The organism is Pseudomonas glycinae (assembly GCF_001594225.2).
GTDB lineage: Bacteria > Pseudomonadota > Gammaproteobacteria > Pseudomonadales > Pseudomonadaceae > Aquipseudomonas > Aquipseudomonas glycinae.
Genome location: NZ_CP014205.2, coordinates 5,445,888 through 5,465,091, shown reverse-complemented (window position 1 = coordinate 5,465,091; position 19,204 = coordinate 5,445,888). Strand labels below are relative to the sequence as shown.

The following is a 19,204-nucleotide window of genomic DNA, read 5'->3' as shown; positions in this document are numbered from 1 at the left end:
GCAGTAACAAAAACGGCCGCTTGTCATCACTGACAGCGGCCGTTTTGCGTTACTCGTGGCGGATCAGTTCAGAACTGCCGCACCACGGTTTTCCATTTTCCGACGACGAGCCACCAACAGGCCGGTCGCCACAACCACCAGACTCAGCAGGCCGGTCGCGAGGATTTCCACGCGGTGGGCGTCCTGGAACAGCATGATGGTCAGGGCTGCCACGATGAAGGCGATCACCGCGTAGGTCAGGCCCGGGAACAGCCACATGCTGAAGACGATTTTCTCGCCGCGAGCCATGCGTTGTTTACGCATGCGCAGTTGCGAAATCGCGATCACCAGGTACACCAGCAGCGCGATGGCGCCGGAACTGGCCAGCAGGAACTCGAACACCGCAGCCGGGGCCACGTAGTTGGCGAAGGTGCACAGGAATGCCGCGCCAGTGGACAGCATCACCGCCCAGTAAGGGGTGCCGCTCTTGTTGGTGCGGGTCGACATGGCCGGGGCGTCGCCACGCTTGCCGAGGGAGAACAGCATGCGCGACGAGGTGTACAGCGCCGAGTTCAGGCAGCTGGTCACAGCGACCAGAACCACGATATCGACGATCATCTTGGCGTTCGGGATGCCCATGCGCTCAAGCACAGTCTGGTAGGAGCCGAGGCTGGCCAGAACCGGGTCGTTCCATGGCACCAGGGCCACGACGATGAAGATCGACACGAGGTAGAACAGGCCGATCCGCCAGATCACCGAGTTGGTGGCCTTGGAGATCTGCTTGCCCGGGTTCTTCGATTCGGCGGCCGCGATGGTCACGATCTCGGTACCCATGAAGGAGAACATGGTGGTCAGGATCGCGCCCAGCACCGCGCCCATGCCGTTTGGCAGAAAGCCCTGGGTGTCGAAGATGTGCGAAACGCCGCTGACCTGGCTGTTCGGCAGGAAGCCGAAAATGGCCGCGACGCCAAGAATGATGAAACCGATGATCGCCACGACTTTGAGCAGGGCGAACCAGAATTCGAACTCACCGTAGTTTTTCACGCTGAACAGGTTGGTCACGGTCAGCAGCATGGTGATGATCAGGGCGAAGGCCCAGATTTCCACACCGGGGAACCACGCGTGCAGGATGGTCGCGGCGGCGTTGGCTTCCAGCGGAATCACCAAGACCCAGAACCACCAGTACAGCCAGCCGATGGTGAAACCGGCCCAGTGACCGATGGCACGGTCGGCGTAAGTCGAGAACGAGCCGGTGTCAGGCGAGGCAACCGCCATTTCGCCGAGCATGCGCATGACCAGCACAACCAGCGCGCCAGCCGCGGCGTAAGCCAGCAGAACAGCGGGACCGGCGGCGGCGATGGCGTGGCCGGAGCCGACGAACAGACCTGCACCGATCACCCCGGCGATCGACAGCATGGTCACATGACGCGGTTTGAGCCCCTGTTCGAGGCCATTGGAGCTTTGGGTACTGCTCATTGGAACTACCTTTGCGAGGAAAGCGATTGCGTCCGGCCCGTCTGGCGTTCCTTCTCGTAAAAAGAATCCAACGGGGCGTTCCGGATTCTGCACGCAATAAATGCGCCAAAATGTTTCAAACTCTTCTGGCCTGCGGTTTTCAGCGCGACCGGACAGTCATCGCAAGTCCTTGAGAATAATGGCCTTTCGCCAAAGCGTTACCCTGCGACTCACTTTCTAAACGAATCGGCGCACCAGAAACACACTGAAAAAGTACGGGATGCACAATAAAAGGGCGAATGAGGAACGTTCGGCCGGATAGCGCTTCCAACACCCCGCCAAAGGTGGCAACATCGCGCCTTTTTTTACGCGACACCCGCGGGAATTCACGTTCAAACACCCGTTCGGTTGTTGATGGGGCGACAGTCTGCTGCGCCGATGCGACAACCTGCCACAGGCCATCCGTTTACCGCTCGTAGCGCTGTTGGCTGCCATTGAAACGCTATGCTAGCTTGGCCGCCTCGCCAGGAAGGCCGGCCAACAGCAGGAGCGCAACATATATGAGGAACGCACATGGCTGAGGCCACGCCCGCGCTTGAAATCCGCAACTTGCACAAACGCTACGGACAGCTTGAGGTGCTCAAAGGCATCTCGCTGACCGCCCGCGACGGCGATGTGATCTCGATCCTGGGTTCCTCCGGTTCCGGCAAGTCCACGTTCCTGCGATGCATCAACCTGTTGGAAAACCCGCATCAGGGCCAGATCCTGGTGGCCGGGGAAGAACTCAAGCTCAAGGCCGCCAAGAATGGCGAACTGGTTGCCGCCGACGGCAAGCAGATCAATCGCCTGCGCTCCGAGATTGGTTTTGTGTTTCAAAACTTTAATCTGTGGCCGCACATGAGCGTGCTCGACAACATCATCGAAGCCCCACGCCGCGTGCTCGGCCAGAGCAAGGCCGAAGCCATCGAGGTCGCCGAAGCGCTGCTGGCCAAGGTCGGCATCGCCGACAAGCGCCACGCCTACCCGGCGCAACTGTCCGGCGGCCAGCAACAGCGCGCGGCGATTGCCCGCACACTGGCGATGCAGCCCAAGGTGATCCTGTTCGACGAGCCCACCTCCGCCCTTGACCCGGAAATGGTCCAGGAAGTACTTAATGTCATCCGCGCATTGGCCGAAGAAGGCCGCACCATGCTGCTCGTGACCCATGAAATGGGCTTCGCCCGTCAGGTCTCCAGCGAAGTGGTGTTCCTCCACCAGGGCCTGGTAGAAGAGCAAGGATCGCCACAGCAGGTGTTCGAAAACCCGCTTTCGGCGCGCTGCAAACAATTCATGTCCAGCAACCGCTAACGGAGCTACCCGCATGCAGAACTACAAAAAGGTCTTCCTGGCCGCCGCCGTCACCCTCGCGTTCAGCGTTGGTGCCATGGCCGAGACCCTGAAGATGGGCATCGAAGCGGCTTACCCGCCGTTCAACAATAAAGACGCCAGCGGCAACGTCGTCGGCTTCGACAAAGACATCGGCGACGCCCTGTGCGCCAAGATGAAAGTTGAATGCTCCGTGGTCACCTCCGACTGGGACGGCATCATCCCGGCCCTGAACGCCAAGAAGTTCGACTTCCTGATTTCCTCGCTGTCGATCACCGACGAGCGCAAGGGCGCGGTGGACTTCACCGACCCGTACTACTCGAACAAACTGCAGTTCATCGCGCCGAAAAACGTCGATTTCAAAACCGACAAGGACGCGCTCAAGGGCAAGATCATCGGTACGCAACGCGCAACCCTGGCAGGTACCTGGCTCGAAGACACTTACGGTAGCGATATCCAGGTCAAACTTTATGACACCCAGGAAAACGCCTACCTGGACCTGACCTCCGGTCGTGTCGATGCCATCCTCGCCGACAAGTACGCCAACTATGACTGGCTGAAAACCGACGCCGGCAAGAACTACGAGTTCAAGGGTGACCCGGTCGTGGAAAGCGACAAGATCGGCATCGCCGTGCGCAAAGGTGACCCATTGCGCGAGAAGCTGAACGCCGCATTGAAGGAAATCGTCGCCGACGGTACCTACAAAAAGATCAACGACAAGTACTTCCCGTTCAGCATCTATTGATCCTGACCTGCGGGACCTGCGCCGTGATCCGACGGTGCAGGCTCCCGATCTTGCCTGCCGCGATTTGAAAAGAAATCCATGATTATCGATCTCCACGGATTCGGCCCGGTGCTACTCGCCGGCGCGCTGATGACCGTCAAACTGGCACTCTCGGCCCTGTGCGTCGGGCTGGTGCTCGGTCTGCTCGGTGCCTTGGCCAAGACTTCCCCGTACAAGCCGCTGCAGTGGCTTGGCGAAACCTACTCGACCCTCGTACGCGGTGTGCCGGAACTGCTATGGGTTCTGCTGATCTACCTCGGCACCGTCAAGACGATGAATGCCATTGGCGAATACTTTGGTAATCCCGACCTGGCACTGAGCCCTTTCGTGGCAGGCGTAACCGCCCTCGGACTGTGCTTCGGCGCCTATGCCACGGAAGTCTTTCGTGGCGCGCTCCTGGCTATTCCCAAAGGTCACCGTGAGGCCGGCCAGGCCCTGGGCCTGCCAAAATGGCGGATCTTCACCAGGCTGATCATGCCGCAGATGTGGCGTATCGCCCTGCCTGGCCTTGGCAACCTGTTCATGATTCTGATGAAAGACACCGCGCTGGTGTCGGTCATAGGACTGGAAGAAATCATGCGCAATGCGCAGAACGCCGTAACCTTCGCCAAGCATCCATTCACTTTCTATCTGGTTGCAGCCTTCATGTATCTGGTCCTGACCATACTGGCGATGATCACTATGCACTTCCTGGAAAAACGCGCCGCTCGTGGCTTCGTGAGGACGACCTAATGGAATGGGAAGTCATTTATAAGTGGCTGCCGAAGTTCTTTCAGGGCGCCCTGCTGACACTCGAACTCGTGGGTATTGCCGTTATTCTCGGGTTGTTGCTGGCGATTCCTCTGGGCATCGCTCGTTCCTCCAAACTCTGGTTTATCCGCGCATTTCCTTACGCTTACATCTTTTTCTTCCGTGGCACTCCGTTGCTCGTGCAACTGTTCCTGGTCTACTACGGCCTGGCTCAGTTCGACGCCGTACGCGGCAGCTTCATGTGGCAGTACCTGCGCGACCCATTCTGGTGTGCCACCGCCACGATGACGTTGCATACAGCCGCTTACATCGCCGAGATCCTGCGTGGCGCCATCCAGGCCATCCCGCCGGGTGAGATCGAAGCCGCACGCGCACTGGGCATGTCCAAGGCCAAGGCATTGTTCTATATCGTCCTGCCCCGCGCCGCGCGCATCGCTCTGCCGGCCTACAGCAACGAAGTTATTCTGATGCTGAAGGCCAGTTCTCTGGCGAGCACGGTGACCTTGCTCGAACTCACTGGCATCACCCGCACCATCATTGCCCGCAACTACCTGACAGTGGATATGTTCTTCACCGCAGGCGTCATTTACCTGCTGATGTCGTTTGTGCTCGTTCAGGCGTTCAAGCAGCTGGAGCGGTGGTTGCGCGTCGATGCGTGCCAAGGGCGCTGATTCTTCCGGCGTGCTGACGGGCGAGGCCCTGCTCGCCCGTTTCACGGCACTGGATGCATTTCTCACGGCCCATCAGGGATTGTGGAAACCCCGCCCTTTCACTCATCTGCAATTGCCTTGGGAAGCGTCCTACCCGGAATTGGCCTCGTGGCTACGCGGACGTTCGCTGGAAGATGCGGAAAACGCCCATAACCACCCTGCCGATCTTTCGGAAGCGCCGGAGCCGTTTGCTTCATTGGCGGCGTTGTCGCTTGAACTGAGTGCAGTGGGTGAGTTGCCTGCACATTCGCTGGAAGCCGCCGGGCATCGTCTGAATGTCGATGTGCCGGGACGCAAATGGCAGCAGATAGAGGCCTTCGCCAGCCGCTTGTCGTTTGCCGCGCAACCGAAGCACTGGCTGGATTGGTGTTCGGGCAAAGGCCATTTGGGCCGGCGTCTGCTGGGTGCCGATCAGCAACTCACCTGTCTGGAATACGACCCGGCGCTGGTTGCCAGCGGTCAGGCGCTGAGTCAGCGTCATCATCTGCATGCGCTGCATGTCGAGCAGGATGTGCTCGCAGCGGACACGGCTTTATTGCTGAACACCGAACACACCCCTGTCGCCCTGCACGCTTGCGGTGATTTGCATGTGCGGCTGATGCAACTGGCCTCCGCCGCTGGCTGCCGACAACTGGCAATTGCACCGTGCTGTTACAACCGGATCAGTCGCACCGAATATCAGGCGTTGTCCTCCGCAGGTTCACGCTCCGTCCTACAGCTCTCGCTGGAAGATCTGTCCCTGCCGATGAGCGAAACCGTCACCGCCGGTGCCCGCGTCCGACGTCAGCGTGACACCTCCATGGCCCGCCGGCTGGCCTTTGATCTGTTGCAACGGCAAGTGCGCGGCGTTGACGAATACTTGCCGACGCCGTCCCTGCCGAGCGCCTGGCTGGACAAACCGTTCGCTGATTACTGCCGCGATCTGGCAGCGTTGAAAGAGTTATCCACAATCGGCTCGCCAGATTGGGTGGCATTGGAAGCCGCCGGTTGGCAGCGATTGGCTGAAGTTCGCAACCTGGAACTGCTGCGCGGACTGTTCCGACGCCCGCTGGAGCTCTGGCTGAACCTGGATCGGGCACTTTTCCTCACCGAACAGGGTTACGTCGTACGCCTCGGCACCTTCTGCGAGGCGCCACTAACACCGCGTAATATCCTGTTGCTGGCCGAACGCGTTTAATCTTCCACAGCCTGTGGATAACTCTGTTGATGGAATTATCGTGGATCCAATATCTACGGTCGTTTCAGGCCATCAACAGCGCTGGTCATTTTTTGTTCACATGAATAAAAAACCAGCAAAACAGGGATTTAAGACTCAAATGAGAACCCGTCCACAAAATTCCCTCTAAGCCCGCCCTCTTCAAAACCTGTTGTGCATAAGCCCTCGACCAAAAGGACATAACCGCCGAATCGCGGATGCCAGCAGCGGACAATTGCGCCTGCCATACGCCCTTGCTATACCGTGCAGGTAGCGCGCACCCCGAACAACAAAAACCTGACCGACAGGAAGCGACCGTGACGTTCATCTCTTACGCACAGAATTTCGAAGACGTTCGCCTGTGGCGCGCCCTCAAGTTCTTTGAAAACGGCTTCTACATCGATATCGGCGCCAACGACCCGATTCACGACTCGGTCACCAAGGCGTTCTATGATCGCGGCTGGAGCGGCATCAACGTCGAGCCGATGCAGAACTTCCACGACGCTCTGCGCCAGCAGCGCCCGCGCGACACGACGCTGCAATGCATCGCCAGTGACAAGCCCGGCGAAGTGACCTTTTACGGCATTCCCGGCACCGGCCTGTCCACCGCCGATACCGTCACCGCCCAGCAACGCCGCGACCTAGGCCTTGACGTGCGCAGCCTCACCGTCAAGGCCCGCACCCTGACCTCGATCTGCGAAGAACACGCCACCGGCCGCGAAATTCACTTCCTGAAAATCGACGTCGAAGGCCACGAAGAAACCGTGCTGCGCGGCATGGACTTCAGCCGCTTCCGCCCGTGGATCATCCTCATCGAAACCCCGTTCGAGCGCGACCACACCTGGGAACACCTGATCACCGACGCCGGCTACAGCAACGTCTGCTTCGACGGCCTCAACAGCTACTTCCTGGCCGACGAACACCTGAACCTCAAACCGGCCTTCGACATGCCGCCCTGCCAGCTCGACAACTTCCAGCTGTGCCTCGGCCACCCCTTCGCCCACCCCGTCAGCCCCAGCGAAGCCGACGCCATGGCGCAAATCAGCGCCGCCACACAACGCGCCGAACACGCCGAAGCCCAACTGCGCGCCATCCAGAACAACCGCGCCTGGCGAGCGCTCCAGAAACTGCGCAACGTCCTGCGCCGGGCCTGATCGGAGCCCGAGCAAAAATAGTCTGAATTCAGGGGTTTACAGAAGCAACCGAGCCGCTATAATCGTCGCCCACACGCCGGTATAGCTCAGATGGTAGAGCAACTGACTTGTAATCAGTAGGTCCCGGGTTCGATTCCTGGTGCCGGCACCATATCCAGCTCCATCGTATTCCACCGAATGCCTTGGAAGCCCCTAAAACCCGCCCTTTGGCGGGTTTTTTTGTTCCAAGACCCTCCGTCGGGATCCAACAAAATACCCCATCCCCGGGGGTATTTTTAGGGTACAGCGTCTTGCCTGCATGGAGAACGTACCCTTATGCCACGTCTAGCCGTTCCTCTCAGCGACCTCAAATGCCGTACGGCGAAACCTCGCGAACGCGCCTACAAGCTATTCGACGGTGGCGGCATGTACCTCTTCGTGAAACCCAACGGCGTGAAAACGTGGCGATTGCGCTACTTCAAGCCCAGCGGCAAGGAAGGCACGCTGATCATCGGCAACTACCCCATCATCTCGCTGGCCGTCGCGAGGACCAAGCGCGATGAAGCCAAATCCCTGTTGCTCGATAACCTCGACCCGATGGAAGAGAAGAAGAAAGCAAAGCTTGCTGCCCAACGAGCCTCCCTGCTTTTCCAAACCGTCGCCCTGGAGTGGCACGCCGAGATGTCCCGGCGCTGGACGGAGGGACACGCCAAGACCGTCATGAGCCGGTTGCGCACCCACGTCTTCCCCCTGATCGGCCAACGCCCCATTGCTGAACTCGATACTCATGATCTGCTTGAGGTCACGCTGCGTATCAAAGAGCGCGGCACCATGGACGTTGCCCTGCGTGTGCAGAACTATCTCTCCACGATCATGCGGGGCGCGAAGCGGGCAAGGCAGATCAGCCAGAATCCTGCGCTCGATCTGGCAGGGTCGATTCATGCCCCGCGTACCGTGCACCGCCCTGCCCTCTCACTCAACCGCCTCCCCGAACTACTCAGCCGGATCGACAACTACAACGGCCGTGAGCTAACCAAGCTGGCTGTATTGCTGACGCTGCACGTGTTCGTGCGCTCCAGCGAACTGCGCTTTGCGCGCTGGGATGAGTTCGACCTGCAAAGGGCGATGTGGGAAATCCCGGACACCCGTAAGCCAATCGACGGCGTGCGCAATTCCACCCGTGGCACCAAGATGAGCGGAGACATACAGATGGTGCCGCTATCACCCCAAGTCATCGCGATCCTTGAACGGCTACGCGGCTTGAGTCGCTTCTCCGAACTGGTGCTGCCCGGTGACCACAAGTATTGGAAGCCAATGTCGGAGAACACGGTTAACCAGGTGCTGCGCAACGTTGGCTACGACACATCCAAGGAGGTATGTGGGCATGGATTCAGGACCATGGCCTGTAGCGCCTTGCTGGAGTCAGGGCTGTGGACAGACGCGGCTATTGAGCGGCAGATGAGCCACAAGGAACGCAATCGCGTGCGCGCCGCCTATATCCACAAGGCCGAATTTCTGGAGCAGCGTCGGCTGATCATGGCGTGGTGGAGCAATTACATCGATGCCAACAGATCGGGGCATGTCACTCCACATGAGTTCGCCCATCCAGCTGGCGACAACATCACTCCCTTGCCAAGTGGGCGTAGCGCATTCAACCGTCGGTGAACCCTCCAGATCACCGTTGGCCGCTCTTTAATTCGGGTCCATCCAAACAGGGCTGCAAAGCCGCCCTGTTTGGATGGACCTCGCTTTGCAAAGCTAAAACCGATACAAATCCTTTGGATACCACTGATTTCCACCGGTGGATAATTTCATGCACAGCCCCAGAGGCCACGAGGAATGGGGAGTTGACCAAAATTATCCACAGGCGTAGAACTGACCGTGCAACCGCTGCCTTAGGCAGCACCCCAGGTGATCCGAACCTTCAAGGTCACGCCGCTCTCGCGGTGGTTCTCCCCAAAGGCGATTCGCATCCGGCAGCTCGCCCGGTCACCTCCCCGGTGATGGATGCTCTTACACATATGGCGCTCGTGCGCCAATACCCCGTACCTCGCTGCCCTGCAGCAACCTATCCGCTTGGCCAAAATATTGCGCCAACCTGTGCCCGTCTCTTTCTGTGGAAAGAGACGGGCACTTCTACCACTGCTGCAGCCCTGATCGCACAAGGCTTTGCGGCATTCACCCTCGTGACAATCGGCGTGACAAACGCCGATGTCACCAGCAACAGCCTTGTAGATGATGGTGCCGCAGACCAAGGAATGGACTGCACCTGACTGACAGTCAGGCATGCCCCGGTCATCGCATTGCTGCTTGCACCTGGCTCAGGATCTCGCGGCACTGGTCTCGTCAGCCAATGCAGCCTCCACCCGCCCACCGGTAACGGTGTTCAGGAGGCGAGATCATGAGATGCCCTTGCTCCCGGACGTAAGGAGCCGCCAGTCCCGCGTTAGAGGACATCCCCACAGGTCGCAGGGGCCTTGATCCCTGATAACACTCAGCATTCTTGGCGGGATGACGTGGGGCGAGGATTGGAGATCGGATGATGAGGTGACTGACATGGCATTGGTGGGTAGACGCGATGGCCGCAATTTCGGTTACGGCAGGCAACTGAGCTATGCAGGGCCGCAGGCGTTGAAAGACATGTTCGGCGGAGGCCATTACGGCACGGTCAAAGCTCACAGTGATCGGTGGCAGGCATTTGTGAAGTGGTGCCGCTCCGACCAGGGGCCCGGCATCAATGATGCGCGGCAGATTGATCGGAAGCTGTTGGCCGACTATGCGGCGTATCTGCGCGACATTGTTAAGCGCGGTGATCTCGCCGTCAGCACCGCGCAGAACCGGCTATCCAGCGTTAACAGGACTATGGCTGCGCTTCGCGGTGATCAGTATGTGCAGGTACTCAGTCCGAGCAAAGCGCTAGCAATGCAGCGCTGCAACGTTCGCAAAACAGCGCCCCAGGGGCAAGACAGCGGGCAGGTGAGACAGATCGTCGATGCCTTGTGCAAACATGGGCAGTTACGTGTAGCCGCGATTGCTCAGTTGGCGCGGTCCACGGGCATCAGATTTCGTGAGGCGGTCTTGGCGGACTTGCCAAGATTGTGTCGTGAGGCGGATAGCCTTGGGAAGATCAACATACAGGATGGCACCAAGGGTGGCCGGGCTGGTGCTTCGGCACCTCGTTGGATTGTGGTGGATGAGCATATTCGAGCCGCCTTGGCGTTTGCGGTGCAGGTATCGCCGGAGGGCAGCCGCAACATGGTTGCGCCCAGTGAAAGCTACAAGGAGTTTGTTCAGAGAATCGTCGGGCCCGCTAGAGACGTTCTGCATGCCCGCAATCTCAAAGGATTTCATGAGCTGAGAGCGGCGTTTGCGTGTGAGCGTTACCAGCAGATCACCCAGCATCGGGCACCTGTTAACGGCGGGCAGTGCTGTGCCATAGATCGTCGTCTTGATCTTGAAGCTCGCATGCAGATCAGTCGAGAACTGGGGCATGGCCGAGTTGATGTGGTCGCTTCCTATATTGGGGGGCGGGTATGACCAAGACGTTTGATATGGAGGTGTTCTTGTCCGGCGTTCTGACAGGCTCGCATTCGACCCGAGAGCGGCATTTGCGGCAGGCGAAGGATATCCAAAAGGCAATTACTGAGCGCTGGGCACGAGGTAATCCATGGACCTGGCAGCAAAAACATCTCAATTGGATATTGAAACACCATTTGAGCAAGCGCGCTGAATCCACCCGTTATTACTATTTTTTAACCATATGCCTGATAGCTGACCGTTTAGGAAAGGAATGGAACTTCGAACACAAGATAGCGAATACGTAACACGAATAGGAACTCTTCGTTAATATTTTAGCCAAATTTCACAATGTAAAGCGCCTAGCAATCACAACATCAGCCTAATTTATTAACTTTTAATCCATCCTCGATAGATTAGATGTATCGAGGACGGTCACCTTTTTTAAAACAGAAACGCTACACGACAGGGCACGTTAGTGACAGCCTAGCAAAAAAATGATAGGGTTTTGCCATCACATGCATAGATGCGAAACTAACATGAACAACAAAACTTCAGGGAATGACTTCCATCAACTCATCCAACTGTTAGCAGATAATATAGAGATTGATGAACTCGCGGAACGCTTGGGACTGCCAGTAAAGAAAGTAGGTGATAAAGCGATATCCCTGTGTATTGAGCACAATGAAAAAAACCCTTCCATGCAGCTGTACAAAATAAGCTCATACGACAGATCTCATTATCACTGTTTTTCTTGCCACGCTCATGGTGACATCTTCAAGTTTGTACAAAAAGTCCGAAATATAGACTTCACAACGGCCGTTAGATGGCTGGCTGAGACCTACGGGTATACAATTCCCAAAAAACCTTCCAGAACGCAACACAAAACAAGCACATCACTTTCCAAACAAAAAGAACAAGAAAAAACCCACATTGACTCAGAAACATTAGAAGCCGCGTTAAAAATATACAGAAACAACTCAAGCAAAGAACTTGAACCTTGGCTAAAATCCAGGAAATTCACATTAGCAACAAGCATAGCCGCGGAAATATCTCTAGCATCACCAAGAACTTTATCTCGAGAGATAGAGAGTCACAAGGGTAATTATGGTGTATTCCGAGCAATGCTCGAACAGTTCGAGTCAAGCGGACTAATAAGAAGAGAGAACTCAGACCTCACTAATGTTCAGGGCCAAAACCTAAACCTAGGCGATTCATATAGAGATTTCTTCTACGATCAGCGTGTAATATTCCCAATGCGGGACGAAAACAAAAAGCTTGTTGGGTTCGCTGGACGCAAGACAAAAGAAGGCTCAAAATCACCAAAATACCTCTACTCCCCTAAATTACCCAAGTCCTCTATCCTTTACAGATATCACGAGGCCTTTTCCAAAATAAAATCACTTATTGAGGAAAACAAACAACCTAACCTCTATGTCTGTGAGGGATTGCTGGATTGCCTAAGACTAGAAAAGCTAGGGTACGCAGCGGTAGCAATATTAGGTTCAAGTCTCTCCGAACATCAAGCCCAACTTATAATAAATCTAGCCAATACCCTTCCTGAGATATCCCCTCTCCGTTTAAAAATCTTTTTAGACCGTGATCAAGCTGGTTTAAAAGGCTCAGCACTATCTATTGAAAAAATATTAAATAAGGACACCAACCTCCGAATTGAAGTTTCATTTATATGGGCTCTTGATGATGACATACCTACCGAGTCAGCGGGTGCGAAAGACCCTGATGAGTTGCTGAGTAACTTTGAGTCATTAAAAGAAGCCGATGCTTTTCTCGAACACTCTACACACCCCGCCGCACTCGCACTCGTATCAGAAAGACTAAAAATTTCACCTTCCACCATCCTCGATGATGCTGCTTGGACCTCCGTACCAGATGGAGCAAAATTTCGAGTAGGGCAGTACCTATCAAGTATATCCCAGGGCTTTCCTAAAAGGCTTCTCGTTACAAGCAATTCGAAATCTGTTGATAATATCTCTTGGACAAAGGAACTGACAAATTACAGCGAACCTAAAAAGCTAAGGAAGAAAAGTAGCTACAGCATATCATCAGGCCAAGACCAGGCCTTAAAATTGAACCTAGCAAGGGAGCTAGCTCAGTCCGGGGCTAACAAAGGGGAAGTCCTATCAGACATCGCTGCTTGGCGCAGACTTTCATTAGCGGCCACAGCATTTAACGAAGGATTTTCATCGCGTTTAAAGCAGAATCAATTTCAACCAATAGAGCCATTTGACGCAGTACATGTTTCACGTGGGTTCGGCAAAAATGAGCCAAGGCTTAAGTCAATGCCGTGCCCAGAAGACTTGGTAATTCAACAATATATAATCAATGAGCTTTTATCCGAACAACTAGACGAAAGCTCAGAGCTAGGATTTAGTAGATTTATTCCAGCGGTACGTTTCTATCGAGATTCAGATAGAAAAAAAACTACTGGAGAACCTAATGGATCATCCTTTGACGAAACACTTAGTTTCGCCTATCAAATTGACATGGATGTTCTAGAGGGTAGGCATCCACCATCTTCGGGTGGAATTTTTCGACCATTCTTTGACTGCTGGAAAGAATTCATTGCGTCACTCCTTTCACAAGGTGAAGGGATGAGTCAAGTACACATGATCCGACTTGATTTGAAGCGCTATTATGACAATATAAAGCGCTCTGTCATGAAGGGGATGCTTCAAGACTGTATAAATTCCGCCTTTGAGAAGTTAGATAACTCGGAAAACTTTGCTCCACTCTTTCAGCCGGCCGGCTTTACGGATGAGCGTAATCGAGCTGTAGTCGATTTTCTAGTAGACCAAAGCTTCGGGTTTCACTATTACCATCCAGATACAGGCGAGCCAAAGAAATCCGACCGTGAGCGCGGGATTCCCCAGGGTCCGGTCTTATCGGCATGGTTAGGCAACAGCTTACTTTTTAAGCTGGACTCTAAGATAAGGAGCAAGCTTGTAGAGTACAACCGTGACGGTCAAACCCGTGCAGGCTATGCACGTTATGTTGATGACGTAGTAATTATCAGCGACAGCCTTGATGTGTTGAATGTACTCAGGGCTATTGTTGAAGACGTAACAAGTTCACTCGGCCTTGAAATGGTTCCAAAAGAAAGCTTCGCACCAATGAGTGCCCAAGATTTCTTAGATGAGCTAACTTCTGGCCGCGCCTTGGCAGTCTCAGGGCCACGTGAAGAAGCGGAAATATTCGAAGTTGAAGATTTTGAATTTGGCTGGGGCGCCTGGCAAGACAAGCAAATAACTCGTCAAAACGCACTCGAGCTTCTGAGAGACCCACGTTTATATCAAGCTTCACCTGAAATAATAAAAAATCAAATATTTACAGCCCTCAGAGCCAGTGACCTTAGGCCTTCAGAGCTTGCAAAAGCGGCACGCTGGATCTGGTACATTTCAGCTGTAATTTGTCAGGGTACAAGCGATGCAGACATTATCGGTACCTATTGGGGAATTTGGAATAGTGTTTGTCAAAATTTACCATTTGAGTTAAATAAAGATCTACCTTGGGATGATCCGTCATTTTATGCGTTAGAAGGGCTCCAAAATTTATTGGAGAGAGCAAACAAAATCGATTACGGCTCCGACCCTGTCGAATCTAATGCTCGGCAACAAGGTATTATTGGTTTAGCCCGAGCGGCTTCTGACTCGAATTTCTTTAAGTCATTCTATCTGCCAAAATCTAGTCCATGCCCTGATGGCTGGGGATTAGGCACACAAAAGCTCAAGCGTATGTTTGTGCAGAGAGTCATTTGTATTCAATGGATGGCTAGTCAACTATCAAATCAGATCGTAAAAGCTTCCGAAACTGATTCACTTGCACTGGAGATAATAGAGAAACAGAGCGCCCGATTTAGAATATCGCTTAAGAGGGCTATAGTAACAGACATAGAGGCCAACGGTAGAAACACAACAGGCCTAACCGTATCTGGCGACGCCTTGGGCGAATGGAATTTGCTGCATGATGCTTTTTTATGGTTACACAATGCTATCGTTTGCTTAACCGTAAACTCAGACTCGAATACAAATGATCCTCTTGCGGGCTTTGCACAAGAGTTGCATAGTATTTTACAAAAGTCCCGTGAGCCATCTAGTGTGTTCGCCCTAGATGATGACAATTATCTTCCAATTCTTAAATGCCTACTCCCCTCTGGAAATAGTTATGAATGCGAAATTCATGATCAAGACCCATCCGGAGAGGCTATTCTGCTGGCTTTGCAAACATTCGCTGCAATTACTCCTAGGGAGGCATTGCCGCACTTATTAGTTAACCGTAATCACTTATTACAAACTGGCGAAGCAAAAATACCATTTCCTCCGCTTCCAGGAATTCCGGCAAGCGGACTACTTCTCTATTCTAGTCGGTCACACGACTCTAACTGGGTAAAAATATCAAAAATATGGTGGGTCACACTTCCTTCATCAACTGAAAACTCAGAAGATTCTAGAAATCCTACCTTTAAAATTTCAACCGCAGATTCTCCTCCCCAAGAGTTTGTGCCAGATTGGAAAACTGTAGTAGCAGTTGGAAAGCTGGAGATTTTTGAAGCTGAGCTACCAGAGGATCATAAATTTTGGAGCCCCGCCCTACCGCCACGCATAGAGATAGATGCATCAAAATTAAAATGGATAGCCAATGCATTCGAAGCGATTGCCAGAATAAATAAAATCTCTCCCCAAAATCATAAGGAATATGTTCCTGCTTGGCCATACTTATTAACAAGTAATAGACCTGATCAAAATGATGAAAATACTTTAATCATTTCTTTGCTTACACCAAGTTACCCGACAATAGCTCTCGATGGGCTCGCATTTGTTCGCGACGGCTCACGGGGATTGAGAACTATCGAGGTCCCTGAACAATACGGTCAATTTTGGCGTACTGGCGTATTTTTATCTGAACTCTCTGGGTTTCGTCGTGACATTGATACATTTGCTGAGCTCGGTCCGAAAGATGCGGACACCACAAGCAGGCAAGAACTACTTGAGCCGGCAACTCACTTACTCCGAAACGTATTGCGAAAACTACGAGGATCCTATTTCAAAAATCAAGTACTGAGTGCGCTTGATGACGGAGATCACCTTCCTGCAACTGTGACAAGATCTCTGGAGCTTCTGCGTGGATTTCCTTTTGGAGGGGAACTACGAGAAGAAATTTCATATGTTATATCCAGCGAAGCTGAAACTGCAGCAATGCATATTCGCTTGTCCGGAAAAACATATCCGTTTACACAAGGGCTATTCTCTCAGTATATAGAAAAAATCGCATTGAAGGTTCTGCACACAATTCCTACGCCGTGGGGTGCGGAATTGGCGGACAGTGCTGACGCCAAATTATTGAAAACCGATAGAACCATTCCCACGGCTTACTTCGAACTCTCTCAGCGTTTCTCTAAACTAAAGAACACACAAGCCTCAGTCCCCCTGCAAGCATGCAGTTTATCTGCTCTTATTGTGGGTTGTAAAATTGCTGCGATTTCTTCTTGGGCCCGAGAACTCGCATTTGCAATTCATGCGTTAGGAGAAGAAGACTGGCCTTTCCCCGCTGAAGGAGAGCTTACAGAGACATGGGAAATTGCAGAGCAAGGTTTTTTGATTGACCAAGAAGAGGACTCTATTCTTGCTCTAAATGAATATTTTATCAAGCAGACTAAAGCCAACGCTCCGGAGACAGCGTTTACAAAAATAACACCTTTGGGTTGGCTAGCATTAGCATTATGTAGAATAGGTTTATCTGGTGCACATAAGAAGCTACCGCTAGCGGGCGAGTGGGACACCATAACGAAAAACAAACTTAAGCGACTGGTGCTTCTCCTCAGCAAGACACCTACAGAAAGTGAGAAAGACCAGCCAACCCTTGATGGAAATTGGCCCTTTGAGTTTAACCATGATGAAATTTTTTCCTCATGGCACGAACCATGGGTAGTTGACTCCATTAATTGCCTCTACACTGTAGAGGCTAACTTGAAACTTAAAACTAGAGATGCTACAGGCCCGTGGAAGCTTAACTCATCCGAGAACAGCTTCAAGTCAATATCGGGGGAGGAATGGTCTATTTCACGCTGGCAGATCGCGCTATCCGGTGGCGTAAGGCCTGAGCGTGTACAGCAAGGTTCTAAATTCTTCAGCACTTGGCAGGAAACCTATAATTGCGATGGCAATCTTATATTGGTCAGCGCTCGCAATGAAAAACTTAGTCGGCTTTTAACTTTAAACAGCCATCTGGCCAGTCCTCTTAGCGAAGTCGACGAAGAAGTTAAACTTTCAAATAGTGACACCTCCTCTACTCTCGATGTAAACTCTAGTCTCTACGACATCGAATCAAACTCCATCGATGAGAAAACAAATACTCAAGAACGACTTGATCCTATATCCGTTGAAGACACACCAGAATCGACCGAGCCCTTCGATAAGACTGCTTCAATTGATACAAAAGACCTACATAACTCGACTCGAAAAGACTGGCGCTCTCTTCAAGAGAGAGTATGGGACCCGCGTCAACAGCGTTCACCCGGTCATGTTCGAATCGCAATAATGCAATGGGACGTAAACGATACTTATCGCCATCCTATAGTAGACTCCAACGAGTGGAGCAATGAACTCCCGCCTAAAAATACGGGATCATCTGCGAGTCGTAATGAGCTTCGCCGGAGAAAGTTCATATCTGAAGCATTATCCGCCTGCAAGAGCTTTCGCGTAGACTTACTGGTTATTCCGGAATACTCAGTTCGCCCCGATACAATTAAATGGCTTCGAGAGCAAATAAAAAGAAAACCAGATATGCCTGCTGTACTAGCAGGTACATATAAACTGTATGGCAACACAATGGATACAGGGTTTGCGGAGGTACACGACGGTATTTTAGGACTTGCAGACCACTTGAAAACGTTCTCCACCTCACCACCGTCCAAGCCTATGACGTACATGTCGGGGGAGCACAGTTCAATCTTGACTCTGATTGCTCCGTTAAAGCTGAGCAACGGAGAGCGAATAGCTTGCACATTTTCACGCAGAAAAAAATACTCATCACTTGCTGCATCTGAAGTTTTTTCACCATTACTAGAGCCTTTATCACCTCTATTTTCACCAGATTTTCTGCTTTCAGAACTTAGGAGCCGTGACACCGATGGCGCCCGAACAGCTTTTGACAACGTGATTAAACCAGAAGAAATTCTGGACTACTCCCAACAATTAAGACACCTTCTACACAGCACTGAATTTATCTGCTCTGAACTTTTTCTACCAATGAGCCCAGTCAACTATAGGGCGTTAGCTGCCGAATTAAGAAAACAAGCAATCAAGTTTGGCCGCACTATATCCAGCGAAAAAGCCGAAGCCATTCTGATTGAAGACTTAGTATCTATGTCGAAATACCTCGGCCTATCTGGAGACGGCAATAGTAGGAGATCTATAATCTTGGTACCCGCTATGACGTCCAGATCAGCAGACTATTGGATATTTGGGCAGGCCACTTTGCTATCCGGTGGTGCGACAACAGTTTTTTGCAATGCCGTTTGCAAGAAGCAAGCAGTCGGTGGAAGTTGCTTCATCGGTAGAGAAAGCTGGACAAATTCGAAAAAGTCAATTTTTCACGACCTGATAACTCCGTACGCTGGGTGGTCTAAAGGCATTTACTACAATAATCCTAATGATGCCTTGGGACAGACAGAACAAGCCATCGTTATAGCTGACGTCGACCCGTCTTTCATGCAAGAAGGAAAGCCCAGGCCTCAAGCTTTAGCAGTACCACTCCAGTTAGTAGCATACCTTCCAATAGCTGAGCTTACTGAAAAGAACAGGGATAGTTTCTACTTAGACCTAAAAAAATCTATTGCATTGATAAATGCAGCGGAAATGGCGGGCAGAAATATATCGCCTGAAGCGCCCGGCATAAATGAGACTCAACAGATATTGTCCAATATTTTTGAAGGCGAAGATCTTAGGCCGCTTAAAGAGCGGTATGAACATTGGCGAGATCACTGGAGGGCAAACCCAACCGCTGGCATCCCTCCTGTGATAACAGACTGGTTAACAGTCGATCTGTTTGATGAGATTGGCTCAATGCCAAATATTTTCATTCCACCGTATCCGTCCAGAGAGGATTAACACAACTAGTATTTTAGTAAATTCGGAAGTCGGTTGAGGTCTTCGTAGTATGGAGACCTCATCACGCGCTTTACAGTGTGAATAACTCCAATGGAGAAATCGGTCATCGTCTTCAAGGCCCTGATTCGATTCCATAAAACGCCATAAACAGCTGATTTGTTTATAGCGACCCTTTGAGGTACGCCACAAAA

General features: G+C 52.5%; 12 protein-coding genes and 1 tRNA gene. 12 read left to right on the top strand and 1 reads right to left on the bottom strand.

The annotated features are described in order from the left end of the window. Positions 1-63: 63 nt before the first annotated feature. The gene (gene gabP, locus AWU82_RS24980) at positions 64-1,455 is read right to left on the bottom strand and encodes a GABA permease (protein WP_064382785.1); all 1,392 of its coding nucleotides are present in this window, start codon (positions 1,453-1,455) and stop codon (positions 64-66) included. Positions 1,456-2,007: 552 nt separating this feature from the next. Here gabP and AWU82_RS24975 point away from each other — a divergent pair. From AWU82_RS24975 to AWU82_RS24920, 12 genes are all read left to right on the top strand, one after another. Continuing rightward, complete coding sequence (locus AWU82_RS24975) at positions 2,008-2,781, top strand: ABC transporter ATP-binding protein (protein ID WP_007897462.1); 774 nt, start codon at positions 2,008-2,010, stop codon at positions 2,779-2,781. Between the two features lie 13 nt (positions 2,782-2,794). Next, positions 2,795-3,544 carry an ABC transporter substrate-binding protein gene (locus AWU82_RS24970; RefSeq protein WP_064382784.1) on the top strand — a complete coding sequence of 250 codons (750 nt, stop codon included), beginning with the start codon at positions 2,795-2,797 and terminating at the stop codon, positions 3,542-3,544. Positions 3,545-3,622: 78 nt separating this feature from the next. Beyond that, complete coding sequence (locus AWU82_RS24965; protein WP_064382783.1) at positions 3,623-4,315, top strand: ABC transporter permease; 693 nt, start codon at positions 3,623-3,625, stop codon at positions 4,313-4,315. After that, positions 4,315-5,004, top strand: coding sequence for an ABC transporter permease (locus AWU82_RS24960; protein WP_064382782.1), 690 nt, complete (start codon positions 4,315-4,317; stop codon positions 5,002-5,004). Before AWU82_RS24965 ends, AWU82_RS24960 begins: the two co-directional genes overlap by 1 nt. Next, the gene (locus tag AWU82_RS24955; protein ID WP_064382781.1) at positions 4,985-6,220 is read left to right on the top strand and encodes a methyltransferase; all 1,236 of its coding nucleotides are present in this window, start codon (positions 4,985-4,987) and stop codon (positions 6,218-6,220) included. The genes AWU82_RS24960 and AWU82_RS24955 overlap by 20 nt, the downstream gene beginning before the upstream one ends. Positions 6,221-6,555: 335 nt before the next feature. Beyond that, positions 6,556-7,392: an FkbM family methyltransferase gene (locus tag AWU82_RS24950; protein WP_064382780.1), complete on the top strand. Its 837-nt coding sequence runs from the start codon at positions 6,556-6,558 to the stop codon at positions 7,390-7,392. Positions 7,393-7,467: 75 nt separating this feature from the next. After that, positions 7,468-7,543 (top strand) — tRNA-Thr (locus AWU82_RS24945). Between the two features lie 164 nt (positions 7,544-7,707). Next, a complete protein-coding gene (locus AWU82_RS24940) occupies positions 7,708-9,036 on the top strand; it encodes a tyrosine-type recombinase/integrase (protein ID WP_064382779.1) in 1,329 nt (442 codons plus the stop codon). A gap of 182 nt (positions 9,037-9,218) precedes the next feature. Continuing rightward, on the top strand, positions 9,219-9,644 hold the full coding sequence (locus AWU82_RS29265) for a hypothetical protein (RefSeq protein WP_223290657.1): 426 nt from the start codon (positions 9,219-9,221) through the stop codon (positions 9,642-9,644). 283 nt (positions 9,645-9,927) lie between these two features. Then, the gene (locus AWU82_RS24930; protein WP_064384145.1) at positions 9,928-10,908 is read left to right on the top strand and encodes an integrase domain-containing protein; all 981 of its coding nucleotides are present in this window, start codon (positions 9,928-9,930) and stop codon (positions 10,906-10,908) included. Next, the gene (locus AWU82_RS24925) at positions 10,905-11,195 is read left to right on the top strand and encodes a hypothetical protein (RefSeq protein ID WP_064382778.1); all 291 of its coding nucleotides are present in this window, start codon (positions 10,905-10,907) and stop codon (positions 11,193-11,195) included. Before AWU82_RS24930 ends, AWU82_RS24925 begins: the two co-directional genes overlap by 4 nt. A 231-nt stretch (positions 11,196-11,426) precedes the next feature. Then, the gene (locus tag AWU82_RS24920) at positions 11,427-19,013 is read left to right on the top strand and encodes a CHC2 zinc finger domain-containing protein (protein WP_190241529.1); all 7,587 of its coding nucleotides are present in this window, start codon (positions 11,427-11,429) and stop codon (positions 19,011-19,013) included. Positions 19,014-19,204: the final 191 nt, after the last annotated feature.